This window comes from Stenotrophomonas sp. CFBP 13724, from assembly GCF_014841975.1.
Classification (GTDB): domain Bacteria; phylum Pseudomonadota; class Gammaproteobacteria; order Xanthomonadales; family Xanthomonadaceae; genus Stenotrophomonas; species Stenotrophomonas lacuserhaii.
In genome coordinates this window covers 430,710-454,169 of the sequence record NZ_JACYUW010000002.1, presented here as the reverse complement: position 1 = coordinate 454,169, position 23,460 = coordinate 430,710, and the positions used below count along the sequence as shown (strand labels likewise).

Here is a 23,460-nt window from a genome sequence, read left to right as displayed (position 1 = left end):
CCGGCCGTCGCCGGGGGCTCTCCAATGTGAATTACTTCGAATACAGCTCGACGATCAGCGCTTCATTGATGTCTGCAGGCAGGTCCGAACGATCCGGAACCGCCTTGAAGACGCCGGCGAACTTGCCGGAATCCACTTCAATCCACGACGGACGCATGTCGTGCGTGGCCGAAACGGTCAGGGCTTCCTGGACGCGCAGCTGCTTGGCAGCTTTTTCGGACAGTGCAACCGCGTCGCCGGCCTTGATCTGGTACGAAGCCAGGTTGACCGACTTGCCGTTGACGGTGACGCCGCGGTGCGAGACCAGCTGACGCGCAGCCGGACGGGTCACAGCGAAGCCCATGCGATAGACGACATTGTCCAGACGGGTTTCCAGCAGCTGCAGCAGGTTCTCGCCGGTGTTGCCCTTCTTGGTCGAGGCCTTCTTGTAGTAGTTGCGGAACTGACGCTCCAGCAGGCCGTAGATACGCTTGACCTTCTGCTTTTCACGCAGCTGGGTGGCGTAGTCGGACAGCTTGCCCTTGCGGGCAGTGGCGCCGTGCTGGCCGGGCTTCTGCTCCAGCTTGCACTTGGAGTCCAGCGCACGCGCCGGGCTCTTGAGGGAAAGGTCGGCGCCTTCGCGGCGGGCGAGCTTACAGGTAGGACCGATATAACGAGCCATTTCTTATCGCTCCCTTAGACGCGACGCTTCTTCGGCGGACGGCACCCGTTGTGCGGGATTGGCGTCACGTCGATGATGTTGGTGATCTTGTAACCGACGTTGTTCAGCGAACGAACGGCGGACTCACGACCCGGACCCGGGCCCTTGATGCGGACTTCCAGCGACTTCACGCCGTAGTCGAGCGCAGCACGGCCGGCCTTTTCGGCGGCAACCTGGGCAGCGAACGGGGTCGACTTGCGCGAACCGCGGAAGCCGGCGCCACCGGAGGTCGCCCACGACAGGGCATTACCCTGGCGGTCGGTGATGGTCACGATGGTGTTGTTGAAAGAAGCGTGGACGTGGGCGACGCCATCAGTGATGACGCGCTTGATCTTCTTCTTGGTCTTAGCAGCGGGCTTAGCCATTTATGTGTCCCTTACTTCCTGATCGCCTTGCGCGGACCCTTGCGGGTGCGGGCGTTGGTACGGGTACGCTGGCCACGCAGCGGGAGACCGCGACGATGACGCAGACCGCGGTAGCAGCCCAGGTCCATCAGGCGCTTGATCGCGATGCCGATTTCACGGCGCAGATCACCTTCAACGATGTACTTGCCGACTTCCGAACGCAGACGTTCGATTTCCGGCTCCGACAGATCGCGGATCTTGGTGGTCGAAGCAACGCCTGCGACTTCGCAGACCTTCTTCGAACGGGTACGGCCGATGCCGTAAATGCTTTGCAACCCGACCCAGACATGCTTCTGGGCTGGCAGGTTGACGCCTGCAATACGCGCCATGACGCGGTTCTCCAGCTGAGTGATGGCCGACAGCGCACCATGAAGGCGCGCAAATCCGGCAGGATGGATCAAAAATGGTAACCAACAAACGAACAGGTTCCGGTTTACTGGAAAGTCCGTGAAACCACGAAGGCTTCATGAACCTTGGCCCGGGGAGTGTGCCCAGGCTCCGGCGCCGGATCAGGTTGGTCGCGACGGCAATCCCGGGGGATTGCTGCCGTGGCCGCCCGCGCTACTCCTGCGCAGGACCACCAGATCTCACCCCCACCCGGAACCGCTGCGGGGGCCGCCCTTCTTTGGATAGCCGGGTCCGCGAAGCGGAGGACCATCACATCAGGAAGACGATAGTGTAACAGGGAGATCAGCCGCGCGCAAAACCGCCGCGGTTGCCGCCCTTCAGGTTTGCCTTCTTCAGCAGGCTCTCGTACTGGTGCGACATCAGGTGCGCCTGCACCTGGGCGATGAAGTCCATCACCACCACCACCACGATCAGCAGCGAGGTGCCGCCGAAGTAGAACGAAGCATTCAGCTGCGTGCGCATCAGTTCCGGCAGCAGGCAGACGATCACCAGGTAGGCCGAACCGGCTGCGGTCAGGCGGGTCAGCACGCCATCGATGTAATCAGCGGTGGCCTTGCCCGGACGGATGCCCGGGATCAGCGCGCCCGACTTCTTCAGGTTGTCGGCGGTTTCCTGCGAGTTGAACACCAGCGCGGTATAGAAGAACGCGAAACCGGTGATCAGGCCAGCGAACACGATCATGTGCAGCGGCTCGCCCGGGCCCAGCGCATTGGCGATCTTCTGCAGCCACTGGCCGGTGGTGCTCTGGTTGGCCGCCTGGCCGGACCACATGGCCAGCGTTGCCGGGAAGGCCAGCAGGCTGGAGGCGAAGATCGCGGGGATCACGCCGGCCATGTTGAGCTTCAGCGGCAGGAACGAGGTCTGGTTCATGTACGCGTTGCGGCCACCCTGGCGACGTGCGTAGTTCACCGTGATGCGGCGCTGGCCGCGTTCGACGAACACCACGAAGAAGGTGAAGGCCAGCACCACCAGCGCGATCAGCAGCAGCTGGATGAACTGGATGTTGCCGTCACGGTAGGCGTCGAAGGTGTGGATGATCGCACCCGGCAGACCGGCGACGATGCCGGCGAAGATGATCAGCGACACACCGTTGCCGATACCGCGCTCGGTGACCTGCTCGCCGACCCACATCAGGAAGATCGTACCGGCGGTCAGCGCGATGATGGCCGTGAGCACGAAGCCCATGCCCGGCGCATATACCACGGCCGCGCCACCAGGCGAGACCTGGTTCTGCAGCGCCAGCGCGATGCTGCCGCCCTGCACCACCGCCAGCAACACGGCGCCGATGCGGGAATACTGGGTGATCTTGCGGCGTCCGGATTCACCTTCCTTCTGCAGCGCCTTCAGCGCCGGGAAGATGTGGACCGCCAGCTGCATCACGATCGATGCCGAAATGTACGGCATGACGTTCAGCGCGAAGATCGAAAAACGGTGCAGGGCGCCGCCCGAGAACATGTTGAACATGTCCACGATGCCGCCGCCCTGCTGTTCCATCATGGCAAGCATGGCATCGGGATTGACGCCCGGGACCGGCACATAGCAGCCGATCCGATAGACGATCAAAGCCCCGACCACGAACAGCAGACGTTGGCGAAGTTCAGTGAACTTGCCCATTCCACCCGCGAGGTTACCGATGCCAGCTTGCGCCATGATGCTATTACTCCGTTACGCTGCCGCCGGCAGCTTCGATCGCAGCCTTGGCACCAGCCGTGGCAACGATGCCCTTCAGGGTGTACGCCTTGGTCAGTTCGCCCTTGACGACGATCTTGGCCCGCTTGGCAATGCTCGGGACCAGCTTGGCTTCACGCAGGATGGCGAAGGTGATCTCGCCGGCCGGCAGCTTGTCCAGCTGGTACAGCAGCACTTCAGCGGTGTCCTTGGCGATCGGCGAATTGAAGCCGATCTTCGGCAGACGACGCTGCATGGGGGTCTGGCCGCCTTCGAAGCCGGCCTTGATCTTGCCGCCACCCTTGCGGGCGAACGAACCCTTGTGGCCGCGGCCGCAGGTCTTGCCCAGGCCGGAGCCGATGCCACGACCGACGCGGGTGCGTGCGGTACGGGCGCCCGGTGCCGGGCTCAGGTCATTCAGATGCATGGTCATTGGATTATTCCTCAACCTTGACGAGGTAGTGAACCTTGTTGATCAGGCCGCGAACCTGCGGGCTGTCCTTCAGTTCACGCACATCGTTGAGCTTGCTCAGGCCCAGGGCGCGGACCGACAGGCGGTGCAGCGACTGGGAACCACGAAGGCCGCGCACCAGGCGCACCTTGACGGTCTTGCCGGTTTCATTAGCCATGGTTCAGATCCTCTACCTTCTTGCCGCGCTTGGCCGCGATGCGGGCCGGCGACTGCGTGGCAGCCAGGCCCTTCACGGTGGCACGCACCAGGTTGATCGGGTTGCGCGAGCCGGTGGCCTTGGCCAGCACGTTCTTCACACCAACGGCTTCCAGCACGGCACGCATGGCGCCGCCGGCGATCACGCCGGTACCTTCCGAGGCCGGCTGCATGAACACACGGGCTGCGCCGTGACCGTCCTTGACCGTGTGCCACAGGGTGCCGTTGTTCAGATCGACGGTGACCTGGTTCTTGCGAGCCTGTTCCATCGACTTCTGGATGGCGACCGGCACTTCGCGCGCCTTGCCATAACCGAAACCGACCTTGCCTTCGCCATCGCCGACCACGGTCAGTGCGGTGAAGGTGAACTGGCGACCGCCCTTGACGGTCTTGCTGACGCGGTTGACCGCGACCAGCTTCTCGATCATGCCGTCGTCGACTTTCTCTTCGCGGTTACGGTCGCGATCGCGACCCCGCTGCTGACGTTCTTCTGCCATTTCTATTCCTTGGTTGATTGGGTATGTACGGCTCAGGGCCGCTTATGGTTGTGAAGTGGTGCGTTGTTCCGTCATGTCGTTGCAGAAGAACGACAGCGTCCGGCCACCCTCTGGCCGGCGAGCAGGCGGAAAGGAGCCCGGAGGCTCCCTTCCTTGTCCCTTAGAACTGCAGGCCGGCTTCGCGGGCAGCGTCAGCCAGGGCCTTGATGCGGCCGTGGTAACGGTAACCCGAACGATCGAAGGCCACCTTCTCGATGCCAGCGGCCTTGGCGCGCTCGGCAACGATGCGACCCACCTTGGCGGCGGCTTCGGCGTTCTTGCCGCTCTTCAGGCCATCCTTGACGTCGGCCTGGGTGGTGTTGGCGGCAGCCAGCACCTTCGAGCCGTCGGCAGTGAAGACCTGCGCGTACAGGTGCTGACCGGTGCGCAGCACCGACAGACGGGCGACGCCGAGCACACGGATGTGGGCGCGGGTCGACTTGGCACGACGCAGACGGGCGATGTTCTTGTTCATGATTATTTGTCCTGGAAAGCTGAAGGTCAGGCTTCTCCCCGGGGAGTCCGCACACGGAGGTGCGGGCTCTTGCGAGGGACTCGCGCTTACGCCTTCTTGGCTTCCTTGCGAATGATGACTTCGTCGGAGTACTTCACGCCCTTGCCCTTGTACGGTTCCGGCTTGCGGAACGCACGGATCTTGGCGGCGACTTCACCGACGACCTGCTTGTCCGCGCCCTGGACCAGGATCTCGGTCTGGGTCGGGGTGGTGATGGTGATGCCTTCCGGCGCCACGTACAGCACCGGGTGCGAGAAACCGAGCGCCAGGCTCAGGTCCTTGCCCTGCATGGACGCACGGTAACCGACGCCGACCAGCTCCAGCTTGCGCTCGAAGCCTTCGGTGACGCCCTTGACCATGTTGGCCAGGATCGCGCGGACGGTACCGGTCAGCGGCACGAGGGCTGCGTCTTCGGTGCTCAGGGTGGCAACGCCGTTTTCGACATTGATTTCGATACCAGCCGGCTTGGCCAGCGACAGGGTGCCCTTCGGGCCCTTGGCGGTGACGTTCTGGTTCTGGACGTTCAGTTCGACCTTACCCAGGTCGATCGGCTTCTTGGCTACACGGGACATGTCTTACTCCTTTCGCCTTAGGCCACGAAGCACAGGACTTCGCCGCCGACGCCCAACTGGCGCGCCTGCGCATCAGTCATGATGCCCTTGGAGGTGGAAATGATGGAGATGCCCAGGCCGTTCATGACCTTCGGCAGTTCGCTCTTGCCGCGGTACTGGCGCAGGCCCGAACGCGAGAAGCGCTTCAGGGTCGCGATGACCGGCTTGCCTTCGAAATACTTCAGCACGATCTCCAGCTCGGACTTGTTGTTCTCGAGCGCGGTAACGCGCAGGTCGGTGATGTAACCCTCGTCCTTCAGGACCTGGGCGATCGCAACCTTGATCTTGGACGACGGGGCTTTCACCGTCTGCTTGCCAACCGCTGCCGCATTCTTGATGCGGACCAGCAGGTCGGCGATGGGATCAGTCATGCTCATTATGAGTACCTTTGAGTGCACCGATATCCGCTTTCGCGAATTCTGTTTTTGTTCCTGGAATGGGCCAGAACCCTGTTACTCCCCCACGACAGGCGCAGAGCGAGACGCGGGAGTATACGCCAAAAGAGCCCGACTTGCGTCGGGCTCCCTGGTTTTTTCTGGAGGGCAGCTGAACTTGCCTCCCTTGGATCCGCCCCGCCCTGTTCAGGCAAGGCGGTCAGCTGTTACCAGCTGGCCTTGCGCAGGCCCGGGACGTCACCACGCATGGTGGCTTCGCGGAGCTTGTTGCGGCCCAGGCCGAACTTGCTGTACACGCCACGCGGGCGGCCAGACAGTTCGCAACGGTTGCGGTGGCGGCTCGGCGACGAATCGCGCGGCAGCTTCGACAACTTGGTGGAGGCTTCGATCTTCTCTTCGTAAGACGCGTCCGGGGAGGACACGATCTTCTTCAGGGCAGCGCGCTTGTCAGCGAACTTCTCAGCCAGCTTCTTCCGCTTGATGTCGCGGTTGACCATGGAGGTCTTTGCCATTTCGGTTATTCCTCGACGTATCAGTTACGGAACGGGAACTTGAACGCTGCCAGCAGCGCCTTCGCTTCCGCATCGGTCTTCGCCGTGGTGGTGATGGCGATATCCATGCCGCGGATCGCGTCGACAGCGTCGAAGTCGATTTCCGGGAAGATGATCTGTTCCTTCACACCCATGTTGAAGTTGCCGCGACCGTCAAAGGAACGGCCGGAAACACCACGGAAGTCGCGCACGCGCGGCAGCGAGATGTTGATCAGGCGGTCCATGAACTCGTACATCTTTTCACGGCGCAGCGTGGTCTTGCAGCCGATCGGCCAACCATCGCGGATCTTGAACGACGCAACCGACACACGCGACTTGGTGACAACCGGCTTCTGGCCGGAAATCTTGGTCATGTCGCCGACGGCGTTTTCCAGGATCTTCTTGTTGGTCGCTGCTTCACCGACACCCATGTTGAGGGTGACTTTGACCAGCTTCGGCACTTCCATCGGATTCTTGTAGCCGAACTGCTTCATCAGCGCCGGGACTACTTCTTCCTTGTAAAACTTTTCGAGACGGGTATTCATCAGCGCATCCTCAGGCGTCGAGCGCCTCACCGCTGGAGCGGAACACACGCAGTTTGCGTCCATCCTCCAGCACCTTGAAGCCAACGCGCTCGCCCTTGCCCGTTGCCGGGTTGACGACGCTTACGTTGGAGATATGGATCGACGCTTCACGCTCGACCACGCCGCCGGCAACGCCTGCCTGCGGATTCGGCTTGGTGTGGCGCTTGACGATGTTCACGTTGGCGACGACCACACGGTCGCCGTCGACGCGGACGATTTCGCCCTGCTTGCCCTTGTCCTTGCCAGCGGTGACGACAACCTGGTCGCCCTTCTTGATACGGTTAGCCATGATTATCTCCTGTCGCTCACAGCACTTCGGGAGCGAGCGAGACGATCTTCATGAACTTCTCGGAACGAAGTTCACGCGTCACCGGTCCGAAGATACGGGTGCCGATCGGCTCCTGCTTGTTGTTCAGCAGGACAGCCGCGTTGCCGTCGAAGCGGATCAGCGAACCGTCCGGACGACGAACACCCTTACGGGTACGGACAACAACGGCGTCGTAAACTTCGCCCTTCTTGACCTTGCCGCGCGGAATCGCATCCTTCACGGTGACCTTGATGATGTCACCGATGTGGGCATAACGGCGCTTGGAACCGCCAAGCACCTTGATGCACATCAGTTCCTTGGCACCGGAGTTGTCCGCGGCGTCAAGGTAGCTCTGCATCTGGATCATGAGTCAGATCTCCTTATTCAGCCGCACGCGTGATGACTTCCACCACGCGCCAGTTCTTGGTCTTGGACATCGGAGCAATCTCGGTCACGCGCACGACATCGCCTTCGTTGCAGGCATTGTCGGCATCGTGGGCGTGCAGCTTGGTCGAGCGCTTGATGTACTTGCCGTACAGCGGGTGCTTGACCTGGCGTTCCACCAGGATGGTGACCGTCTTGTCCATCTTGTTGCTGACGACACGGCCTTCGACCGTGCGCAGCGCTTTGTTTTCAGTATTGTCGCTCATAGCGGCCATCCTTACTTGATGCTGCCGAGCAGGGTCTTGGTGCGAGCAATCTCGCGCCGGACCCGGCGGATATCGTGAGTCTTCGGCAGCTGGCCGGTGACCTGCTGCATACGGACAGAGAACTGTTCCTTACGCAGGTCGATCAGGTGGGCCTTCAGTTCGTCAGCCGACTTTTCACGGAGTTGTTTGAGGTCCATCAGCGCACCGTCCGGGTTACGAAAGTGGTGGTGACCGAAAGCTTGGCGGCGGCCAGGCGGAACGCCTCGCGTGCCACGTCTTCGGTTACACCCTCGATTTCATAGATCATGCGGCCGGGCTGGATCTGGGCCACCCAGTATTCCACGTTGCCCTTACCCGAACCCATTCGAACTTCGATGGGCTTCTTGGTGATGGGCTTGTCGGGGAACACACGGATCCACATCTTGCCACCGCGCTTGACGTAGCGGCTGATCGAGCGGCGGGCCGCTTCGATCTGACGCGCGGTCAGCTGACCGTGGGCGGTTGCCTTCAGGCCGTACTCGCCGAAGCTGACAGCGTTGGCGCTCCAGCTCAGGCCGTCGTTACGACCCTTATGTACCTTGCGGTATTTGGTTCGCTTGGGTTGCAACATTGTCGTTACCTCGCTTCACGAGCCGGGCGCTGACGGTCACCGCGGTCGCCGCGATCGTTACGATCGTTGCGCGGGGAATCGTCCTGCTTTTCCTGGCCAACCTGGGAGAAATCGAAGACCTCGCCCTTGTAGATCCAGACCTTGATGCCGATGATGCCGTAGGTCGTCTTGGCTTCAGCGAAGCCGTAGTCGATGTCGGCACGCAGCGTGTGCAGCGGCACGCGGCCTTCGCGGTACCACTCCGAACGGGCGATTTCAGCACCGTTCAAACGGCCACCGACGTTGACCTTGATGCCCAGGGCACCGAGGCGCATCGCGTTGCCGACCGAGCGCTTCATTGCACGGCGGAACATGATGCGACGCTCAAGCTGCTGCGCGATGGACTCGGCAACCAGCTGGGCGTCCAGCTCGGGCTTGCGCACTTCGGTGACGTTGATGTGCGCCGGGACGCCCATCATTTCGCTCACTTCCTTGCGCAGCTTCTCGATGTCCTCACCGCGCTTGCCGATCACCACGCCCGGACGGGCGGTGTGGATCGTCACGCGAGCGGTCTTTGCCGGACGCTCGATCAGGATCTTGCTGATGCCGGCCTGCGCAAGCTTCTTGCGCAGCATTTCCCGCACCTTCAGGTCGGCCGCCAGGTAACCAGCGAACTCGGCCTTGTTGGCGTACCACTTGGAGTTCCAATCCTTGGAAATACCGAGGCGGATACCAATCGGATGAACTTTATGACCCATGGTCTTTTCCTTTCCGCTTACTTGCCGGCGCCCACAACCACAGTGATGTGGCTGGTGCGCTTGAGGATGCGGGTACCGCGGCCTTTCGCCCGCGCCATGAAACGCTTCAGGGTCGGACCTTCATCTACCATGATGGTCTGGACCTTCAGCTCGTCGACGTCAGCGCCCTGGTTGTTCTCGGCATTTGCAATAGCCGACTCCACCACCTTCTTGATCAGGTGGGCAGCCTTCTTGTCCGAGAACTTCAGCAGGTTGACCGCACGCTCGGCAGGCAGGCCACGCACCTGGTCAGCGACCAGGCGTGCTTTCTGCGCAGAGATGCGTGCGGAGCGCAAAATGGCTTTCGCTTCCATTGTCATCTCTCCTTACTTGCCGGACTTCTTGTCACCACCGTGACCCTTGAAGGTCCGGGTGATGGCAAATTCGCCGAGCTTGTGGCCGACCATGTTCTCGTTGATGAGAACCGGGATGTGGTTCTTGCCGTTATGCACGGCAATGGTGACGCCTACCATGTCAGGCAGGATCATCGAACGACGCGACCAGGTCTTGATCGGACGCTTGCTACCCGCAGCGGCAGCCACCTTAGCAACCAGGTGGTGATCGACAAACGGGCCTTTCTTGAGTGAACGTGCCATGGTCGATTAGCCCCTACGATCGCGGACGATGAACTGCTGAGTGCGCTTGTTGTGGCGCGTCTTGTAACCCTTGGTCGGGACACCCCACGGGGTGACCGGATGCGGATTACCCTGGCCGGCCTTCGCCTCACCACCGCCGTGCGGATGGTCAACCGGGTTCATGGCAGCACCACGAACGGTCGGGCGGACACCGCGCCAGCGCTTGGCGCCAGCCTTGCCCAGCTTTTCCAGGTTGTGCTCGTCGTTACCGACTTCACCGATGGTGGCGCGGCACTCGACCGGCACCTTGCGCATTTCACCCGAGCGCAGGCGCAGGGTGGCGTAGATGCCTTCACGAGCAACGAGCTGCACGGCGGCGCCGGCGGCACGAGCGATCTGTGCACCCTTGCCCGGCTTCAGTTCGATGCCGTGGATGGTGGTACCGACCGGGATGTTGCGCAGCGGCAGCGTGTTGCCTGCCTTGATCGGCGCATCGGAGCCCGCGATCACCTGGTCACCGGCCTTCAGGCCCTTCGGTGCGATGATGTAGCGACGCTCACCGTCGACGTAGCACAGCAGGGCGATATGGGCGGTGCGGTTCGGATCGTACTCAATCCGTTCCACGCGCGCCGGAATGCCTTCCTTGTTGCGCTTGAAATCGATGACGCGGTAATGCTGCTTGTGACCACCACCAACGTGACGCGTGGTGATGCGACCGTGGTGGTTACGACCACCGGACTTGCTCTGCGGCTCCAGCAACGCTGCGTGCGGTGCGCCCTTGTGCAGATCGGGCGTAACCACGCGCACGGCCGAACGGCGGCCGGGGGAAGTGGGCTTGAATTTCATCAATGGCATGGGATGGACCTCAGGCCTTGGCCGTTACATCGATGGACTGGCCATCGGCCAGGCGCACGTACGCCTTGCGCCAATCGCCACGGCGGCCAGCGCGGTTACGGAAGGACTTGTTCTTGCCCTTGACGTTCAGCACGTTGACGGCCTCGACCTTGACGTCGAACAGCTGCTCTACCGCGGCCTTTACATCGGCCTTGGTGGCTTCGTTCGAAATCTCGAAGACATACTGGTTGGAAAGTTCCTGCAGGCGCGCGGTCTTTTCAGAGACTCGCGGAGCGCGCAGCACGCTGAAGATTTTCTCGTTGCTGCTCATGCCAGCCACTCCTCGACCTTCTTGACCGCGTCAGCGGTAATGATGACCGTATCGGCACCGACCAGCGACACCGGGTCCAGGCCCTGCACGTCACGCACTTCCACGTAGGGAATGTTGCGGGCCGACAGGTACAGGTGCTCGGATGCATCTTCAGTGACGATCAGCGGGCGCTTGCCCACTTCCAGGCCGGCCAGCTTGGCGATCAACGACTTGGTGTTGGTCGCTTCGACATCGAAGGCCTCCACGATCGTCAAACGGCCCTGACGGTTCAGCTCGGACAGGATCGCGCACATGGCGGCACGGTACTGCTTACGGTTGACCTTCTGCTCGAAGCTGCGCGGCTTGGCCGCGAAGGTGACGCCACCGCCGACGAAGATCGGAGCCGTCAGCGCGCCATGACGCGCACCGCCGCCCTTCTGCTTCTTCGACTTCTTGGTGGTGCCAGCCACTTCAGAACGAGTCTTCTGAGCCTTGGTACCAGCGCGACCGGCGTTGCGATAGGCGACGACGACCTGGTGAACCAGATCTTCGCTGAAATCGCGACCGAACACGGCTTCGGAGACCGAGACCTTGTTGTTGCTACCCGTGATAACGAGTTCCATCGTCATCTCTCCTTATGCCTTGCTCGCCGGACGGACGATCACGTCGCCACCCGCCGCGCCCGGAACGGCGCCGCGAACTGCGATCAGACCGCGCTCGACGTCGACCTTGACAACTTCCAGGTTCTGGGTGCTCTGCTGCACCGAACCCATGTGACCGGACATCTTCTTGCCCGGGAACACGCGGCCGGGCGTCTGGCGCTGACCCAGCGAACCCGGCGCGCGATGCGACAGCGAGTTGCCGTGGGTAGCGTCACCCATGCGGAAGTTGTAGCGCTTGATGGTGCCCTGGAAGCCCTTGCCCTTGGTGACACCCTGGACGTCGACGATCTGGCCGACTTCGAAGATGTCCGCCTTGACTTCGCCGCCAACGGCGAAATCGCCGAGCTGCGCGTCTTCAACGCGGAATTCCCACAGGCCACGACCGGCTTCGACCTTCGCCTTGGCGAAGTGGCCGGCTTCCGGCTTGTTGACCAGGGCAGCACGACGTGCGCCGACGGTCACCTGCACGGCGCTGTAGCCGTCGGTTTCGACGGTCTTGATCTGCGCGATGCGGTTCGGGGAAGCTTCAATCAGGGTCACCGGGATGGACTGGCCATCTTCAGTGAAAACGCGGCTCATGCCAGCCTTGCGGCCCACGAAGCCCAACGAATATTTCTTCGTCATGGTCGTAGTCCTCAGGTCAGCTTGATCTGAACGTCGACGCCGGCAGCCAGTTCGAGCTTCATCAGCGCGTCCACGGTCTTGTCGTTCGGATCAACGATATCGAGCACGCGCTTGTGCGTGCGGGTCTCGTACTGGTCACGCGCGTCTTTGTCGACGTGCGGGGAGACGAGGATGGTGTAGCGTTCGATCTTGGTCGGCAGCGGGATCGGGCCACGCACTTGCGCGCCGGTCCGCTTTGCCGTTTCTACGATCTCGCTGGCCGAACGGTCGATCAAGCGATGATCGAACGCCTTCAGCCGGATACGGATCTTTTGGTCCGCCATGACGGGGGTTCCTTCGTTAAAAGAGCGACGGACAAGGCCTCTGGGTTGCCATGTCCCATGAATATCCTGAATACAGACGGCCCGCACTCCTGCAGGCCGACAAGGTCAATCCCTTAACCTCAAAAACGTAGGCAGGTCGGTTTCCCGGCCTGCCCAGACGTAGAAGCATAGCGCACATACAAAAAGCCTGTCAACACAGCGTGTTGACAAAGCCTGAATGGCGCGACCGATCCTGGTCCGGGGAACACGAAACACATCCTGTGTTTCTTTTCCCTTTTAAAAGCACCCCGATGCCCTACCCAGGCAACATCGGGGTGCAGAGTCTAACAGATTACTTGATGATCTTGGAGACCACGCCGGCGCCGACGGTACGACCGCCTTCGCGGATGGCGAAGCGCAGGCCTTCGTCCATGGCGACCGGGTTGATCAGGGTGACAACCATCTTCACGTTGTCGCCCGGCATCACCATTTCAACACCTTCCGGCAGCTTGGCAGCGCCGGTGATGTCGGTGGTGCGGAAGTAGAACTGCGGACGGTAGCCGTTGAAGAACGGGGTGTGACGGCCACCCTCATCCTTCGACAGCACGTACACTTCGCCTTCGAACTCGGTGTGCGGCTTGATCGAACCCGGCTTGCACAGGACCTGACCGCGCTGCACGTCGTCACGCTTGGTGCCGCGCAGCAGCAGACCGGCGTTGTCGCCTGCCTGACCCTGGTCGAGCAGCTTGCGGAACATTTCCACGCCGGTGACGGTGGTCTTGACGGTGTCGCGGATACCGACGATTTCGATTTCTTCGCCGACCTTGATCACGCCACGCTCGATACGACCGGTCACCACGGTGCCGCGGCCGGAGATCGAGAACACGTCTTCCACCGGCATCAGGAACGGCTTGTCGACGTCACGCTCCGGCAGCGGAATCCAGCTGTCCAGGGCTTCGACCAGCTTGATGACGGCCGGCACGCCGATGTCGCTCTGGTCGCCTTCCAGCGCCAGACGGGCCGAACCGGCGATGATCGGGGTATCGTCGCCCGGGAAGTCGTACTTGCTCAGCAGCTCGCGCACTTCCATTTCGACCAGCTCAAGCAGCTCAGCGTCGTCGACCATGTCGGCCTTGTTCAGGAACACGACGATGTACGGCACGCCGACCTGACGCGACAGCAGGATGTGCTCGCGGGTCTGCGGCATCGGGCCGTCAGCAGCGGAACAGACCAGGATCGCGCCGTCCATCTGCGCAGCACCGGTGATCATGTTCTTGACGTAGTCGGCATGGCCCGGGCAATCGACGTGGGCGTAGTGACGAACGGTGGATTCGTATTCGACGTGTGCGGTCGAGATCGTGATGCCACGTGCCTTTTCTTCCGGCGCGGCGTCGATCGCGGAGTAATCCTTGAACTCGCCACCGAAGCGCTCGGCACCGATCTTGGTCAGTGCGGCGGTCAGCGTGGTCTTGCCGTGGTCGACGTGACCGATGGTGCCGACGTTGACGTGCGGCTTGGTGCGCTCGAACTTACCCTTGGCCATGGCTGCTTATCTCGAATTCGTCTTGGGGTGGTGCTGAAGATGGTGCTCACGAAAGGAATCGAACCTTCGACCTCTTCCTTACCAAGGAAGTGCTCTACCGACTGAGCTACGTGAGCGAGTTTTGCATTATGGCACGAACTGAAATATCTTCAAAGTTCTAAACATTCAATGGAGCGGGAGACGGGAATCGAACCCGCACAATCAGCTTGGAAGGCTGAAGTTCTACCATTGAACTACTCCCGCACCGGGAATTGCCACAACGTGAAACTACGTGAAACTGGTGGAGGGAGGTGGATTCGAACCACCGAAGGCGTAAGCCAGCAGATTTACAGTCTGCCCCCGTTGGCCGCTTGGGTATCCCTCCTTACCACCCCATGCCGTGGCGCCGAAGCGTTGCGGTGTGTGGTGGTGAGCCCGCAATTCTGCTGATCCGGCGAGGGTCTGTCAACACGTTTTTTCTTTTTTTTCACATGCTGTCGCAAACCCGTTGATACGCAAGGTTATTGACCGGGCAGTTGCAGCATTTCGTCGGCGAAGATCGCAACATGCGGTACACCGTCCGCGCCGATCCAGCCCCGATACATGCCCTCGGTGTTGAACGGCAGCCCGACCTCGCCCTTCGCAGTGAGCACGATCGCCCCGCCGTCGCCGCCCAGCGCAGGGATCATCCCGTTGATCACCTCGCGCCCTGCTTGGCCGGCGGACGCACCGGCCAGCCGCACGCGCGCGCAGATCTCGTGCGCGGCCGCGGTGCGCAGGTAGTACTCGCCCCAGCCGGTGCCGGAGACGGCACAGCCCTCGTCGGCCCAGGTCCCCGCGCCGATGACCGGCGAGTCGCCTACCCGTCCGTAGCGCTTGTTGGTCATGCCGCCCGTCGAGGTGCCCGCTGCGAGCTTCCCTTCGGCATCCAGCGCGAGCGCGCCGACGGTACCGAAGTGCCTGGCGGTTTCCAGCTCGGCATGCGCCTGCCCCGCCTTCTCCTCCTGCAGGGCGCGCTGCAGCTGCTGCCAGCGCTTTTCAGTGCGGAAGTAAGACGGATCCACCAGGGTGATGCCCTGTTCGGCAGCGAACGTTTCGGCCCCCTGCCCCACCATCATCACGTGCGCGGAGTGCGCCATCACCGCCTGCGCCAGCAGGATCGGGTTGCGCACCCGCTGCACGCCGGCCACCGCGCCCGCGCGTCGCGTCGCGCCATCCATCAGCGCAGCGTCCAGTTCGTTGCGGCCGTCGTGGGTGAACACCGCACCGCGCCCCGCATTGAAGGTCGGGTCATCCTCCAGCACGGTGATGGCGCGGGTCACCGCCGCCAGCGCGGAGCGACCGGCCTTCAACTCGGCATGCCCCTGCAGCAACGCACTGCGCAGGGCCGTGCGCGCGGCGCGCTCTTCTTCGGCGGACAACCCGGCGCGCTGCACCCCGGCGCCGCCATGGATCACCAGCAGCGGCGCCGCTTCAGGCGCAGGTGCGGCCGCGGCGGCAACGGAGATCGACAACAGCACGCACAGCATTCCTAGGCGCAGACTCATTCGGCAACTCCCATCACACAGTTGCCGACACGCTGCGCGGCGCCGCGGACATTGGCAAGTGCAGTTCGATGCCGGCGCCGGGTTCTCCACACCCGGCGTGGAGAGCGATGGGGGTTTGGTGTGGACAAGTACCGCTGAGCCACACGCCGCAGGCGTTTCGAAAGGTGGCCAATATTTGTCCAGCGCGCGATGCGGTTCTCCACACCGAACGTGGAGAGCCGTGGGGGTTTGATGTGGACAAGTGACGCTGAGCCATGCACCGCAGGCGTTTCGAACGCTGGTCATTATTTGTCCAGGCAGAACGAACGATGTATCGCAGCGGCGAACGGCAGAGCCGCTCCTGGCGGGTCGCGAAGTGCTTGTTCTCGGGAGAAAAAAAAGAAAAAGCGGTAGCGCCGACCCATGGTCGGCGGAATGTTCCCGCCAACGGCCCGCTGCGCTCGCCGACCATGGGTCGGCGCTACCGCTTTTTCTTCTTACGTGGCGGCGCGCGCGGACTGTCAGGGCCGGGCGGGAGGGGTTGGTGGGGGCGTTGAGCGCCATGGAGGGCGCGAAACGAGGCCCGCAGGAGCGGCTTCTGCCGTCCCCCACCAACCCCTCCCGCCCAGCCCAAACCACCGAACCCGCACTTGGCGACCCGCCACGAGGCGCTCCGCCGTTCACCCGCAGGCGAGGGCTTCCGACCACCCTTTGCAGGATCAGACGTTGAAGCGGAAGTGCAGCACGTCGCCTTCCTGCACGCGGTATTCCTTGCCTTCCAGGCGCAGGCGCCCGGCTTCCTTGGCACCGGCTTCGCCCTTGAACTTGATGAAGTCGTCGTAGGCAATAGTTTCGGCGCGGATGAAGCCCTTCTCGAAATCGGTGTGGATGACCGCGGCGGCCTGCGGCGCGGTGGCGCCCTTGCGCACGGTCCAGGCGCGGACTTCCTTCACACCAGCAGTGAAATAGGTCTGCAGGCCCAGCAGCTGGTAAGCCGCGTTGATGACGCGGTTCAAGCCCGGCTCCTGCAGACCCAGGTCGGCCAGGAAGGTGTCACGGTCTTCGTCATCCAGCTGCGACAGCTCTTCTTCGATGGCCGCCGAGACCGGCACCACTTTCGCACCCTCTTCGGCCGCCCGCGCACGCACCGCATCCAGGTGCGGATTGTTCTCGAAGCCATCTTCCAGCACGTTGGCGATGTACATCACCGGCTTCAGCGTCAGCAGGAACAGGTCGCGCACCAGCGCTTTTTCCTCTTCGTCCAGGCCGGCCGCACGACCGGCCTTGCCATCGGCCAGCGCCGCCTGCAGCTTGGCCAGCACCGGCTTGCGTGCCGCCGCTTCCTTGTCGCCGCCCTTGGCCGAACGCTCGGCGCGGTTCAGTGCCTTCTCCACGCTGTCCAGGTCAGCCAGCGCCAGCTCGGTATCGATGGTGTCGATGTCCGACAGCGGATCAACCTTGTTGTTGACGTGGATGACGTCGGCGTTCTCGAAGCAACGCACCACGTGGGTGATCGCATCCACTTCGCGGATGTGCGCCAGGAACTTGTTGCCCAGGCCTTCGCCGCTGGCCGCACCGGCCACCAGGCCGGCGATGTCGACGAACTCGACCGCCGTCGGGATGACCTTCTGCGGATTGATGATCGCCGCCAGCTCGTTCAGCCGCGGATCCGGCACCGGCACGATGCCGACGTTCGGCTCGATGGTGCAGAACGGGAAGTTGGCCGCAGCGATACCTGCCTTGGTCAGCGCGTTGAACAGTGTCGACTTGCCCACGTTGGGCAGGCCGACGATTCCGCATTTGATACCCATGTTCGACAACCTTTGGGGTGAAAGTGATTGGCGAAAAAGCGCACGCGCCGTTTTGCAAATCATTTTCATCGTGCAACCGCCGAGCATGGCTCGACGCTGCCCGTCTTCGCTGGGTTATTTCGGGGTGTGCAGGCGCTTCATCGCCTCGCTGAAATCACCCTGCACCGCCAGCGGCAGCACGTCGATCGCATCGTCGATGGCGCGTGCGATCAGCACGTCGTCATCCTTCGATGCACGTCCCAACACCCACGGCACCACGCGGTCCTTGTGGCCCGGATGCCCGATGCCCACGCGCAGGCGATGGAACCTGCCGTGTCCAAGCAGGCGGATGGTATCGCGAAGGCCGTTCTGCCCCCCGTGGCCGCCATCGAACTTCAACCGCGCCGCACCCGGCGGCAGGTCCAGTTCGTCGTGTGCCAGCAGGGTTTCTTCAGGTTCGATCTTCCAGAACCGCTGCGCGGCGGTGACCGACTTGCCACTGAGGTTCATGTACGTGGCCGGCTTCAGCAGCCAGACCGGCTGGCCTGCGATATCGACCTTGGCGGTCTCGCCGAACAGCTTGCTGTCCACGCTCCAGCGTGCGCCCGCCTTTTCGGCCAGGGCCTCCACAAAATGAAACCCAGCGTTGTGCCGGGTCCGGGCGTGCTCGGCGCCTGGGTTCCCCAGGCCGACGATCAGTCGCAATCCTGCCATTGTCTCTTCCTGTTACGGCCTGCCAGCGCTGCCGGCAGGTACGGCGCCCGTCCCGGGGGACAGGCGCCGCAACGGCATTACTCTGCGGCTTCTGCGTCTTCGGCAGCGTCGGCAGCGTCTTCCTTGCCGTGCTTGGCGGTGACCACGGCATCGTCGTGATCCTTGCCCAGCGCCAGCGCCGGCAGCTCAACGCCCTTCGGCAGCTTGAGGTCGGACAGATGGATCACGCCACCGGCTTCCAGGGCGCCCAGGTCGACTTCGATCGACTCCGGCAGGTCCTTCGGCAGGCAGGACACGGTCACTTCCTTCACTTCGTGGGTGACCACGATGTCCGAAGCCTTGCCAGCCGGCGAGGTTTCTTCGTTGATGAAGTGCAGCGGCACCGAAGCGGTCAGGACTTCGTTCTCGTTCACGCGCAGGAAATCCAGGTGCAGGATCAGCTGCTTGAACGGGTGGCGCTGCATGTCACGCAGCAGCACGCGCTCAACCTTGCCATCGAGGTTCAGGTCCAGGATGGACGAGTAGAACCAATCGTTGTACTGGGCCAGCCAGATTTCATTGTGGTCAAGGCTGATGGCGACCGGCTCGGCGTTGCCGCCGTAGACGATCGCCGGGATCACGCCAGCGTGACGCAGGCGGCGGCTCGCACCCTTGCGCTGCAGTTCACGCTTGGTGACCTTGATTTCATGGGTCTTGGACATTTTCTACTACCTGTTGGGTGCCCTGCCGTGTGGCGGGGCGGATGAAGGCACTTCCGCGACCAGAAGTGCCCTTGGAGGTCCCTGCCGTTACCGGCCGGAACGAAAAAAATCAATCCACGTACAACGAGCTGACCGACTCACCGAAGGCGATGCGGCGCATCGTTTCGGCCAGCATCTCCGCCACGCTGAGCTGGCGGATCTTGCTGCAGACCCGCGCGGCGTCCTTCAGCGGGATGGTATCGGTCACCACCAGCTCATCGAGCTGCGAATTGGTGATGTTGTCCACCGCCGGACCGGACAGCACCGCATGGGTGCAGTACGCCGCGACCTTGAGCGCGCCGCGCGCCTTCAGGGCAGCAGCAGCGGCGCACAGGGTGCCGGCGGTATCGACGATGTCATCGACCATCACGCAGGTCTTGCCTTCGACATCACCGATGATGTTCATCACAGTGGAGACGTTGGCGCGCGGACGGCGCTTGTCGATGATCGCCAGGTCGGCATCGTCCAGGCGCTTGGCCACGGCGCGCGCGCGCACCACGCCACCCACGTCCGGGGACACCACGATCAGGTTTTCGGTGCCGTAGGCGCGCCAGATATCGGCGAGCAGCAGCGGCGAGGCGTACACGTTGTCCACCGGGATGTCGAAGAAGCCCTGGATCTGGTCGGCATGCAGGTCCACGGTCAACACCCGATCGGCACCGGCGGTGCTGAACATCTTCGCCGCCAGCTTGGCGGTGATCGGCACGCGCGAAGACCGCATGCGGCGATCCTGGCGCGAGTAGCCGAAGTACGGCACTACTGCGGTGACGCTGGCCACCGATGCGCGCTTGAGCGCGTCGATCAGCACCAGCAGTTCCATCAGATTCTCTGCGCTGGGCGCACTGGTCGGCTGGATCACGAAGACGTCCTGCTTGCGGACGTTCTCTTCGATTTCGACCTGCACTTCCCCATCGGAGAAGTGCGACACCAACGCCTTGCCCGGACGCACGCCCAGTTCCTTGCAGATGTTCTGTGCGAGGCGTTTGTTGGCGTTGCCGGAAAAGACCAGCAGGTTGGGCGAATCTTGCATCATGATTGTCTCGGGCGGGGGCGAGTGGCGGAGATCGGGTTACCCCAGGCGCCCAAAGGCCCCTGCGGCTGATTGCACCACGGCATTTCCACGTCCCGCGCAGACAGCTGCGCTGGTTGGCGCGGACCAAGCCGCAAGTGGCAGGGGCGGGAGGATTCGAACCTCCGAATGCCAGGATCAAAACCTGGTGCCTTGGGCCTCTTGGCGACGCCCCTGCATCAAATGAATCAGTTACGCTCGAGTGCATCCAGCAGTGGTGACCGGCCGACGCCTGCCACCACCCACGCCCGCAACTCCTTGGACAACCCCGCCCTGCCCGCCTGCGCAGCCTGCTGCGAAGGGAACTCGACGAAGCACCCACTTCCCGACCCTGTCAGCCGCGCCGTGCCGATGTTGCTCAACGCAGCCAGCACAGCCTCTACGGCAGGCTCGCGGCGGCGCAGCACCGGTTCGAACGCATTGCCGGACAGGTATCCGGAAACGAAGTCCTCTATTTTCGCCATTGGACTGTCGCGCGTCAAATCCGGATCTGCAAAAAGGGCCGGAGTGGGCACGTGGACGCCCGGATCGGCGATCACATACCAGGCCGCTGGGAGCGCGATGGGGGTCAGCTGCTCCCCTACGCCCTCGGCCCAGGCGTTGTGCCCGCGGACGAAAACCGGCACGTCCGCACCCAGCTGCAGGCCCAGTGCGGCCAGCGCGTCCGGGCCCAGCCCGGTGCCCCAAAGATGGTTCAGTGCCACCAGCACGGTCGCCGCATCGGATGATCCACCGCCGAAACCACCACCTGCTGGAACGTGCTTTTCGACAACGATATCGACACCTTGGCAGGTGTTCGCCGCATTTTTTAGCGCAATCGCAGCCCTTACCGCCAGATCATCGGCCTCCGCCACCCCGGGAAGCGACGGCCCCTGGCGGCGCACCTGCCCGTCCTGGCGCAGGCGAAGTCCGATCCGGTCACCCCAGTCCAGCAGCCGGAACACGGTCTGCAGCTGGTGGTAGCCATCGGCGCGACGGCCGGTGATGTGGAGGAACAGATTCAGCTTTGCCGGAGCCGGCCACCAGGACCAGCCGTCGGCGTCATCATGCGACGGATTCATGGACCGGCCGCGCCCCACTGGTCGACCACCAGACGCACCTTGGCGTCGCCCTTGCTGGCTTCGATACGCCGCGGCAGCGACTGTCGGCCGTCCTGCACCGGGTACCAGTCCAGGTAATCCACCTGCCATCCGGCCTGCCGCAGCTGGCGCGGCCGTCCTTCGGCGTCGCGCTGCAAGGCGGCTTCGCCGCTGCCTTCCAGCACCAGTCCACGGGTCCAGTCGGGCAGTTGGTTGACCGGGATGTCCCAGCCGGTCGCCTCGAGCAGGACCGCCTGCGCATCGGCGCCCTCGCGCGGGCCACCGTCCAGCCCTTCCAGCCGACCATTGCCCTGCACGGCATCGCCTTGCAGGCGCCAGCTCTGCCGGGTCACCGGGGCACTGAGCTGGACCTGGTAGGCACTGCCCTGCTGATCCCATTCAATGCGGCCACTGCCGCCGTTCTTTCCCTTGCTGACCGCCACCCGGCCCTGGAACGACCAGTCGGGCTGGGCCCGCAGCGCCTGCACGCGTGCTGCTTCGGCACGTTCGGCAGCCGGCGATACGCTATAGGCCACGTCCGGCACCGGGGTCTTCTGCGAACCGACCGAGGTACAGGCGGCCAGCGCCAGGGTGACCGTTGCCAGCAGCAACGGCCGGGTCATCGAATGCATCATGGCTTGAAGGTCTCACGGACGCGTTGCAGCGCGCGGTTGTCGGGATCCAGCTTGGCGGCTTCGTCGAAGTAGCGCCGCGCCTCGTCCTGGCGGCCCATCACCCACAGCACTTCGCCCAGGTGCACGGCGATCTCGGCATCCTTTGCCAGCCCATAGGCGCGGCGCAGCTGCACCAGCGCCTCCTCGTTGCGGCCCAGCCGATACAGCACCCAACCGTGGCTGTCGATGATGGCCGGGTTGTCCGGCTCAGCCACGCGGGCGCGGTCGATCAGCTCCAACGCCTCCTGGTAGCGGTGGGTGCGGTCGGCCAGGGTGTAGCCCAAGGCATTCAATGCGGCGACATTTTCCGGTTCGGTGACCAGCACCTTGCGCAGGTCGGCCTCCGCGCGCGGAATGTCATCGCGGCGCTCCCAGGCCAGGGCGCGCGCATACAACAGCGCGTTCTCGTCGGGATAGGCGGCCAGCCCGCGCGCCAACGCGTCCAGCTCGCCGGCCTCGTCGCCGGCCCGCAGGCGCAGCTCGGCTTCCAGCAGATAGGCGTCGCGGCGCGCTTCTTCGGCCAGCACCGCATCGGACTGCACCGCACGCACTTCTTCCAGTGCCTTGGCCTGGTTGCCCAGCAGGCCCTGCGCATTGGCCGCGCGCAGGCGTGCTTCGCTCAGCTCATCGCCGCCGGGCACGCTGTGGTACCAGTCCACCGCTTCCTGGTAGCGCTTGAGGTATTCGGCGATCTTGCCCAGCAGCAGGCGCTGCGCCGGATCCGGCTTGCTGGCCGCACGCGACAGCTCGGCGTACAGCGCGGTCAGCGCGGTGGCGTCGTCCTGCTTGGCCAGCAGCGAGGCGCGCATGCCGTAGGTCTGGGTGTCCTGCGGGCCGCTGGACAGTACGCGCTCGGCGGCCACTGTCTCGTTCATGCCGTCGTAGGCGATGGCCACGGCATTACGCAGGTCGACGCTGGTGCGGGTCTGCGGCTCCAGCGCCTGCAGCACCACCACGGCCTCCGCCTTGCGCCCGGTCTGCTGCAACTGGCTGGCGCGCAGCAAGGCCACGCGCGGATCCTGCGGGAACCGGCGCACCACTTCGTCGACCATGCGCTGGGCCAGCTCGGGCTTGTCCATGCGCATCGCCAAGCGGCCGAATTCCTGCCAGACCTCGATCCGGTTGGGAATCGCGTCGGCCTGGACCAGCGCTTCGAGTACCTGCGCCGGCACCCCCGGATCGCGCCCGCCACCGACCAGCGCGGCCAGGGTGAAGCGCCAGCCTTCCTCGCCGGGCGCGGCCAGCAACGCCTTCAGTTCAGTGGTCGCACGCTCCGGCTTGCCCTGGCGCATGGCCAGCGCCGCAGCGGCGCTGCGCATCGACAGCGAGCGCGGTGCGCGCTGCTGCCACAGCGCCAGCGCCTGCGCGGCACGGGCGTCATCATTGGCCAGCATGGCGATCCGGGTGGCCCGTTCGGCCAGTCCGGCGTCACCGTCACTGGCCTGCGCGGCGAGCAGGTACTGCGCGGCCGAGTCGGGCAGCTTGCCCGCCTGCAGAGCGAATTCGCCCACCAGCGCGGGCTCCAGCGACGGCTCCTGGCCGCGTTCGGCCTGGTCCAGCACGCGGGCGACGGAGGGGGCTGCCAGCGCGTCGCCAGCCATCAGGCTGAGCAGCAGAACACTGGAGATGCGAATCAATGCGGGCATCGACGGCATTGGGGCCTTAAAATGTGTGCCTAT

General features: G+C 63.5%; 34 protein-coding genes and 4 tRNA genes. All 38 read right to left on the bottom strand.

Annotated features, from left to right (window positions below; translation table 11 throughout):
* Positions 1-31: 31 nt before the first annotated feature.
* The 38 genes from rpsD to IFT63_RS12930 all read right to left on the bottom strand — a co-directional run bounded on the left by rpsD (position 32) and on the right by IFT63_RS12930 (position 23,427).
* Positions 32-661, bottom strand: a complete 630-nt coding sequence (rpsD, locus tag IFT63_RS13115; RefSeq protein ID WP_042614210.1) for a 30S ribosomal protein S4 — start codon at positions 659-661, stop codon at positions 32-34.
* 14 nt (positions 662-675) lie between these two features.
* Positions 676-1,065 carry a 30S ribosomal protein S11 gene (gene rpsK / locus IFT63_RS13110; protein ID WP_042614211.1) on the bottom strand — a complete coding sequence of 130 codons (390 nt, stop codon included), beginning with the start codon at positions 1,063-1,065 and terminating at the stop codon, positions 676-678.
* A gap of 11 nt (positions 1,066-1,076) precedes the next feature.
* Entirely contained in the window at positions 1,077-1,433 is a 357-nt protein-coding gene (gene rpsM, locus IFT63_RS13105; RefSeq protein WP_042614233.1) for a 30S ribosomal protein S13, read from the bottom strand.
* 361 nt (positions 1,434-1,794) lie between these two features.
* Complete coding sequence (gene secY, locus IFT63_RS13100) at positions 1,795-3,162, bottom strand: preprotein translocase subunit SecY (RefSeq protein WP_042614212.1); 1,368 nt, start codon at positions 3,160-3,162, stop codon at positions 1,795-1,797.
* A gap of 7 nt (positions 3,163-3,169) precedes the next feature.
* Positions 3,170-3,613, bottom strand: a complete 444-nt coding sequence (rplO, locus tag IFT63_RS13095; RefSeq protein ID WP_042614213.1) for a 50S ribosomal protein L15 — start codon at positions 3,611-3,613, stop codon at positions 3,170-3,172.
* 4 nt (positions 3,614-3,617) lie between these two features.
* Positions 3,618-3,809 carry a 50S ribosomal protein L30 gene (gene rpmD / locus IFT63_RS13090; protein ID WP_042614214.1) on the bottom strand — a complete coding sequence of 64 codons (192 nt, stop codon included), beginning with the start codon at positions 3,807-3,809 and terminating at the stop codon, positions 3,618-3,620.
* Complete coding sequence (rpsE, locus tag IFT63_RS13085; RefSeq protein WP_042614215.1) at positions 3,802-4,344, bottom strand: 30S ribosomal protein S5; 543 nt, start codon at positions 4,342-4,344, stop codon at positions 3,802-3,804. The genes rpmD and rpsE overlap by 8 nt, the downstream gene beginning before the upstream one ends.
* A gap of 160 nt (positions 4,345-4,504) precedes the next feature.
* Positions 4,505-4,864, bottom strand: a complete 360-nt coding sequence (gene rplR / locus IFT63_RS13080) for a 50S ribosomal protein L18 (RefSeq protein WP_182657547.1) — start codon at positions 4,862-4,864, stop codon at positions 4,505-4,507.
* 80 nt (positions 4,865-4,944) lie between these two features.
* Positions 4,945-5,469, bottom strand: coding sequence for a 50S ribosomal protein L6 (gene rplF, locus IFT63_RS13075; protein WP_192084509.1), 525 nt, complete (start codon positions 5,467-5,469; stop codon positions 4,945-4,947).
* A 17-nt stretch (positions 5,470-5,486) separates the two neighbouring features.
* A complete protein-coding gene (gene rpsH, locus IFT63_RS13070; RefSeq protein WP_004145387.1) occupies positions 5,487-5,885 on the bottom strand; it encodes a 30S ribosomal protein S8 in 399 nt (132 codons plus the stop codon).
* A 224-nt stretch (positions 5,886-6,109) separates the two neighbouring features.
* A complete protein-coding gene (rpsN, locus tag IFT63_RS13065; RefSeq protein WP_042614218.1) occupies positions 6,110-6,415 on the bottom strand; it encodes a 30S ribosomal protein S14 in 306 nt (101 codons plus the stop codon).
* Between the two features lie 20 nt (positions 6,416-6,435).
* Positions 6,436-6,978 carry a 50S ribosomal protein L5 gene (gene rplE / locus IFT63_RS13060; RefSeq protein ID WP_042614219.1) on the bottom strand — a complete coding sequence of 181 codons (543 nt, stop codon included), beginning with the start codon at positions 6,976-6,978 and terminating at the stop codon, positions 6,436-6,438.
* A gap of 10 nt (positions 6,979-6,988) precedes the next feature.
* Positions 6,989-7,306, bottom strand: coding sequence for a 50S ribosomal protein L24 (gene rplX / locus IFT63_RS13055; protein WP_042614220.1), 318 nt, complete (start codon positions 7,304-7,306; stop codon positions 6,989-6,991).
* A 16-nt stretch (positions 7,307-7,322) separates the two neighbouring features.
* Positions 7,323-7,691, bottom strand: a complete 369-nt coding sequence (gene rplN / locus IFT63_RS13050) for a 50S ribosomal protein L14 (RefSeq protein WP_042614221.1) — start codon at positions 7,689-7,691, stop codon at positions 7,323-7,325.
* A 13-nt stretch (positions 7,692-7,704) separates the two neighbouring features.
* Positions 7,705-7,974 (bottom strand): 30S ribosomal protein S17, encoded by a 270-nt coding sequence (rpsQ, locus tag IFT63_RS13045; protein WP_042614222.1) that lies wholly within the window; start codon positions 7,972-7,974, stop codon positions 7,705-7,707.
* A gap of 11 nt (positions 7,975-7,985) precedes the next feature.
* Positions 7,986-8,171 carry a 50S ribosomal protein L29 gene (gene rpmC, locus IFT63_RS13040; protein ID WP_042614223.1) on the bottom strand — a complete coding sequence of 62 codons (186 nt, stop codon included), beginning with the start codon at positions 8,169-8,171 and terminating at the stop codon, positions 7,986-7,988.
* Positions 8,171-8,584, bottom strand: coding sequence for a 50S ribosomal protein L16 (gene rplP / locus IFT63_RS13035; RefSeq protein WP_042614224.1), 414 nt, complete (start codon positions 8,582-8,584; stop codon positions 8,171-8,173). The genes rpmC and rplP overlap by 1 nt, the downstream gene beginning before the upstream one ends.
* A 5-nt stretch (positions 8,585-8,589) precedes the next feature.
* Positions 8,590-9,321, bottom strand: a complete 732-nt coding sequence (gene rpsC / locus IFT63_RS13030) for a 30S ribosomal protein S3 (protein WP_042614225.1) — start codon at positions 9,319-9,321, stop codon at positions 8,590-8,592.
* A 17-nt stretch (positions 9,322-9,338) separates the two neighbouring features.
* A complete protein-coding gene (gene rplV, locus IFT63_RS13025) occupies positions 9,339-9,674 on the bottom strand; it encodes a 50S ribosomal protein L22 (protein ID WP_017355410.1) in 336 nt (111 codons plus the stop codon).
* A 12-nt stretch (positions 9,675-9,686) separates the two neighbouring features.
* The gene (gene rpsS / locus IFT63_RS13020; RefSeq protein ID WP_042614226.1) at positions 9,687-9,956 is read right to left on the bottom strand and encodes a 30S ribosomal protein S19; all 270 of its coding nucleotides are present in this window, start codon (positions 9,954-9,956) and stop codon (positions 9,687-9,689) included.
* Positions 9,957-9,962: 6 nt separating this feature from the next.
* Positions 9,963-10,790 (bottom strand): 50S ribosomal protein L2, encoded by an 828-nt coding sequence (gene rplB, locus IFT63_RS13015; RefSeq protein ID WP_042614227.1) that lies wholly within the window; start codon positions 10,788-10,790, stop codon positions 9,963-9,965.
* A gap of 10 nt (positions 10,791-10,800) precedes the next feature.
* On the bottom strand, positions 10,801-11,100 hold the full coding sequence (gene rplW, locus IFT63_RS13010) for a 50S ribosomal protein L23 (RefSeq protein ID WP_042614228.1): 300 nt from the start codon (positions 11,098-11,100) through the stop codon (positions 10,801-10,803).
* A complete protein-coding gene (gene rplD / locus IFT63_RS13005; protein WP_042614229.1) occupies positions 11,097-11,702 on the bottom strand; it encodes a 50S ribosomal protein L4 in 606 nt (201 codons plus the stop codon). The genes rplW and rplD overlap by 4 nt, the downstream gene beginning before the upstream one ends.
* A gap of 12 nt (positions 11,703-11,714) precedes the next feature.
* Positions 11,715-12,365 (bottom strand): 50S ribosomal protein L3, encoded by a 651-nt coding sequence (gene rplC, locus IFT63_RS13000; protein ID WP_042614230.1) that lies wholly within the window; start codon positions 12,363-12,365, stop codon positions 11,715-11,717.
* 11 nt (positions 12,366-12,376) lie between these two features.
* Positions 12,377-12,688: a 30S ribosomal protein S10 gene (rpsJ, locus tag IFT63_RS12995; RefSeq protein WP_010341589.1), complete on the bottom strand. Its 312-nt coding sequence runs from the start codon at positions 12,686-12,688 to the stop codon at positions 12,377-12,379.
* 331 nt (positions 12,689-13,019) lie between these two features.
* A complete protein-coding gene (tuf, locus tag IFT63_RS12990; protein WP_101098575.1) occupies positions 13,020-14,210 on the bottom strand; it encodes an elongation factor Tu in 1,191 nt (396 codons plus the stop codon).
* Between the two features lie 40 nt (positions 14,211-14,250).
* Positions 14,251-14,326: transfer RNA gene (locus IFT63_RS12985), tRNA-Thr, on the bottom strand.
* 53 nt (positions 14,327-14,379) lie between these two features.
* Positions 14,380-14,453: transfer RNA gene (locus IFT63_RS12980), tRNA-Gly, on the bottom strand.
* Positions 14,454-14,488: 35 nt separating this feature from the next.
* A tRNA-Tyr gene (locus tag IFT63_RS12975) sits at positions 14,489-14,574 on the bottom strand.
* 136 nt (positions 14,575-14,710) lie between these two features.
* Entirely contained in the window at positions 14,711-15,736 is a 1,026-nt protein-coding gene (locus tag IFT63_RS12970) for an isoaspartyl peptidase/L-asparaginase (RefSeq protein ID WP_080335269.1), read from the bottom strand.
* A 698-nt stretch (positions 15,737-16,434) separates the two neighbouring features.
* Entirely contained in the window at positions 16,435-17,526 is a 1,092-nt protein-coding gene (gene ychF / locus IFT63_RS12965; RefSeq protein WP_042614858.1) for a redox-regulated ATPase YchF, read from the bottom strand.
* A 114-nt stretch (positions 17,527-17,640) separates the two neighbouring features.
* Positions 17,641-18,219, bottom strand: a complete 579-nt coding sequence (pth, locus tag IFT63_RS12960) for an aminoacyl-tRNA hydrolase (protein WP_042614859.1) — start codon at positions 18,217-18,219, stop codon at positions 17,641-17,643.
* A 77-nt stretch (positions 18,220-18,296) separates the two neighbouring features.
* Positions 18,297-18,920 (bottom strand): 50S ribosomal protein L25/general stress protein Ctc, encoded by a 624-nt coding sequence (locus tag IFT63_RS12955; RefSeq protein ID WP_042614860.1) that lies wholly within the window; start codon positions 18,918-18,920, stop codon positions 18,297-18,299.
* Between the two features lie 109 nt (positions 18,921-19,029).
* The gene (locus tag IFT63_RS12950) at positions 19,030-19,989 is read right to left on the bottom strand and encodes a ribose-phosphate diphosphokinase (RefSeq protein ID WP_042614861.1); all 960 of its coding nucleotides are present in this window, start codon (positions 19,987-19,989) and stop codon (positions 19,030-19,032) included.
* A gap of 138 nt (positions 19,990-20,127) precedes the next feature.
* A tRNA-Gln gene (locus tag IFT63_RS12945) sits at positions 20,128-20,204 on the bottom strand.
* A 12-nt stretch (positions 20,205-20,216) separates the two neighbouring features.
* Entirely contained in the window at positions 20,217-21,089 is an 873-nt protein-coding gene (gene ispE / locus IFT63_RS12940) for a 4-(cytidine 5'-diphospho)-2-C-methyl-D-erythritol kinase (RefSeq protein ID WP_192084507.1), read from the bottom strand.
* A complete protein-coding gene (gene lolB / locus IFT63_RS12935; protein WP_192084505.1) occupies positions 21,086-21,742 on the bottom strand; it encodes a lipoprotein insertase outer membrane protein LolB in 657 nt (218 codons plus the stop codon). Before lolB ends, ispE begins: the two co-directional genes overlap by 4 nt.
* On the bottom strand, positions 21,739-23,427 hold the full coding sequence (locus IFT63_RS12930; RefSeq protein ID WP_192084503.1) for a tetratricopeptide repeat protein: 1,689 nt from the start codon (positions 23,425-23,427) through the stop codon (positions 21,739-21,741). The genes lolB and IFT63_RS12930 overlap by 4 nt, the downstream gene beginning before the upstream one ends.
* Positions 23,428-23,460 lie beyond the last annotated feature (33 nt).

What these genes read in the sequence shown, in the direction of transcription:
- rpsD (WP_042614210.1), bottom strand. Translation starts at nt 661, where the DNA reads ATGGCTCGTTATATCGGTCCTACCTGTAAGCTCGCCCGCCGCGAAGGC.
- rpsK (WP_042614211.1), bottom strand. Translation starts at nt 1,065, where the DNA reads ATGGCTAAGCCCGCTGCTAAGACCAAGAAGAAGATCAAGCGCGTCATC.
- rpsM (WP_042614233.1), bottom strand. Translation starts at nt 1,433, where the DNA reads ATGGCGCGTATTGCAGGCGTCAACCTGCCAGCCCAGAAGCATGTCTGG.
- secY (WP_042614212.1), bottom strand. Translation starts at nt 3,162, where the DNA reads ATGGCGCAAGCTGGCATCGGTAACCTCGCGGGTGGAATGGGCAAGTTC.
- rplO (WP_042614213.1), bottom strand. Translation starts at nt 3,613, where the DNA reads ATGACCATGCATCTGAATGACCTGAGCCCGGCACCGGGCGCCCGTACC.
- rpmD (WP_042614214.1), bottom strand. Translation starts at nt 3,809, where the DNA reads ATGGCTAATGAAACCGGCAAGACCGTCAAGGTGCGCCTGGTGCGCGGC.
- rpsE (WP_042614215.1), bottom strand. Translation starts at nt 4,344, where the DNA reads ATGGCAGAAGAACGTCAGCAGCGGGGTCGCGATCGCGACCGTAACCGC.
- rplF (WP_192084509.1), bottom strand. Translation starts at nt 5,469, where the DNA reads ATGTCCCGTGTAGCCAAGAAGCCGATCGACCTGGGTAAGGTCGAACTG.
- rpsH (WP_004145387.1), bottom strand. Translation starts at nt 5,885, where the DNA reads ATGAGCATGACTGATCCCATCGCCGACCTGCTGGTCCGCATCAAGAAT.
- rpsN (WP_042614218.1), bottom strand. Translation starts at nt 6,415, where the DNA reads ATGGCAAAGACCTCCATGGTCAACCGCGACATCAAGCGGAAGAAGCTG.
- rplE (WP_042614219.1), bottom strand. Translation starts at nt 6,978, where the DNA reads ATGAATACCCGTCTCGAAAAGTTTTACAAGGAAGAAGTAGTCCCGGCG.
- rplX (WP_042614220.1), bottom strand. Translation starts at nt 7,306, where the DNA reads ATGGCTAACCGTATCAAGAAGGGCGACCAGGTTGTCGTCACCGCTGGC.
- rplN (WP_042614221.1), bottom strand. Translation starts at nt 7,691, where the DNA reads ATGATCCAGATGCAGAGCTACCTTGACGCCGCGGACAACTCCGGTGCC.
- rpsQ (WP_042614222.1), bottom strand. Translation starts at nt 7,974, where the DNA reads ATGAGCGACAATACTGAAAACAAAGCGCTGCGCACGGTCGAAGGCCGT.
- rpmC (WP_042614223.1), bottom strand. Translation starts at nt 8,171, where the DNA reads ATGGACCTCAAACAACTCCGTGAAAAGTCGGCTGACGAACTGAAGGCC.
- rplP (WP_042614224.1), bottom strand. Translation starts at nt 8,584, where the DNA reads ATGTTGCAACCCAAGCGAACCAAATACCGCAAGGTACATAAGGGTCGT.
- rpsC (WP_042614225.1), bottom strand. Translation starts at nt 9,321, where the DNA reads ATGGGTCATAAAGTTCATCCGATTGGTATCCGCCTCGGTATTTCCAAG.
- rplV (WP_017355410.1), bottom strand. Translation starts at nt 9,674, where the DNA reads ATGGAAGCGAAAGCCATTTTGCGCTCCGCACGCATCTCTGCGCAGAAA.
- rpsS (WP_042614226.1), bottom strand. Translation starts at nt 9,956, where the DNA reads ATGGCACGTTCACTCAAGAAAGGCCCGTTTGTCGATCACCACCTGGTT.
- rplB (WP_042614227.1), bottom strand. Translation starts at nt 10,790, where the DNA reads ATGCCATTGATGAAATTCAAGCCCACTTCCCCCGGCCGCCGTTCGGCC.
- rplW (WP_042614228.1), bottom strand. Translation starts at nt 11,100, where the DNA reads ATGAGCAGCAACGAGAAAATCTTCAGCGTGCTGCGCGCTCCGCGAGTC.
- rplD (WP_042614229.1), bottom strand. Translation starts at nt 11,702, where the DNA reads ATGGAACTCGTTATCACGGGTAGCAACAACAAGGTCTCGGTCTCCGAA.
- rplC (WP_042614230.1), bottom strand. Translation starts at nt 12,365, where the DNA reads ATGACGAAGAAATATTCGTTGGGCTTCGTGGGCCGCAAGGCTGGCATG.
- rpsJ (WP_010341589.1), bottom strand. Translation starts at nt 12,688, where the DNA reads ATGGCGGACCAAAAGATCCGTATCCGGCTGAAGGCGTTCGATCATCGC.
- tuf (WP_101098575.1), bottom strand. Translation starts at nt 14,210, where the DNA reads ATGGCCAAGGGTAAGTTCGAGCGCACCAAGCCGCACGTCAACGTCGGC.
- IFT63_RS12970 (WP_080335269.1), bottom strand. Translation starts at nt 15,736, where the DNA reads ATGAGTCTGCGCCTAGGAATGCTGTGCGTGCTGTTGTCGATCTCCGTT.
- ychF (WP_042614858.1), bottom strand. Translation starts at nt 17,526, where the DNA reads ATGGGTATCAAATGCGGAATCGTCGGCCTGCCCAACGTGGGCAAGTCG.
- pth (WP_042614859.1), bottom strand. Translation starts at nt 18,219, where the DNA reads ATGGCAGGATTGCGACTGATCGTCGGCCTGGGGAACCCAGGCGCCGAG.
- IFT63_RS12955 (WP_042614860.1), bottom strand. Translation starts at nt 18,920, where the DNA reads ATGTCCAAGACCCATGAAATCAAGGTCACCAAGCGTGAACTGCAGCGC.
- IFT63_RS12950 (WP_042614861.1), bottom strand. Translation starts at nt 19,989, where the DNA reads ATGCAAGATTCGCCCAACCTGCTGGTCTTTTCCGGCAACGCCAACAAA.
- ispE (WP_192084507.1), bottom strand. Translation starts at nt 21,089, where the DNA reads ATGAATCCGTCGCATGATGACGCCGACGGCTGGTCCTGGTGGCCGGCT.
- lolB (WP_192084505.1), bottom strand. Translation starts at nt 21,742, where the DNA reads ATGATGCATTCGATGACCCGGCCGTTGCTGCTGGCAACGGTCACCCTG.
- IFT63_RS12930 (WP_192084503.1), bottom strand. Translation starts at nt 23,427, where the DNA reads ATGCCCGCATTGATTCGCATCTCCAGTGTTCTGCTGCTCAGCCTGATG.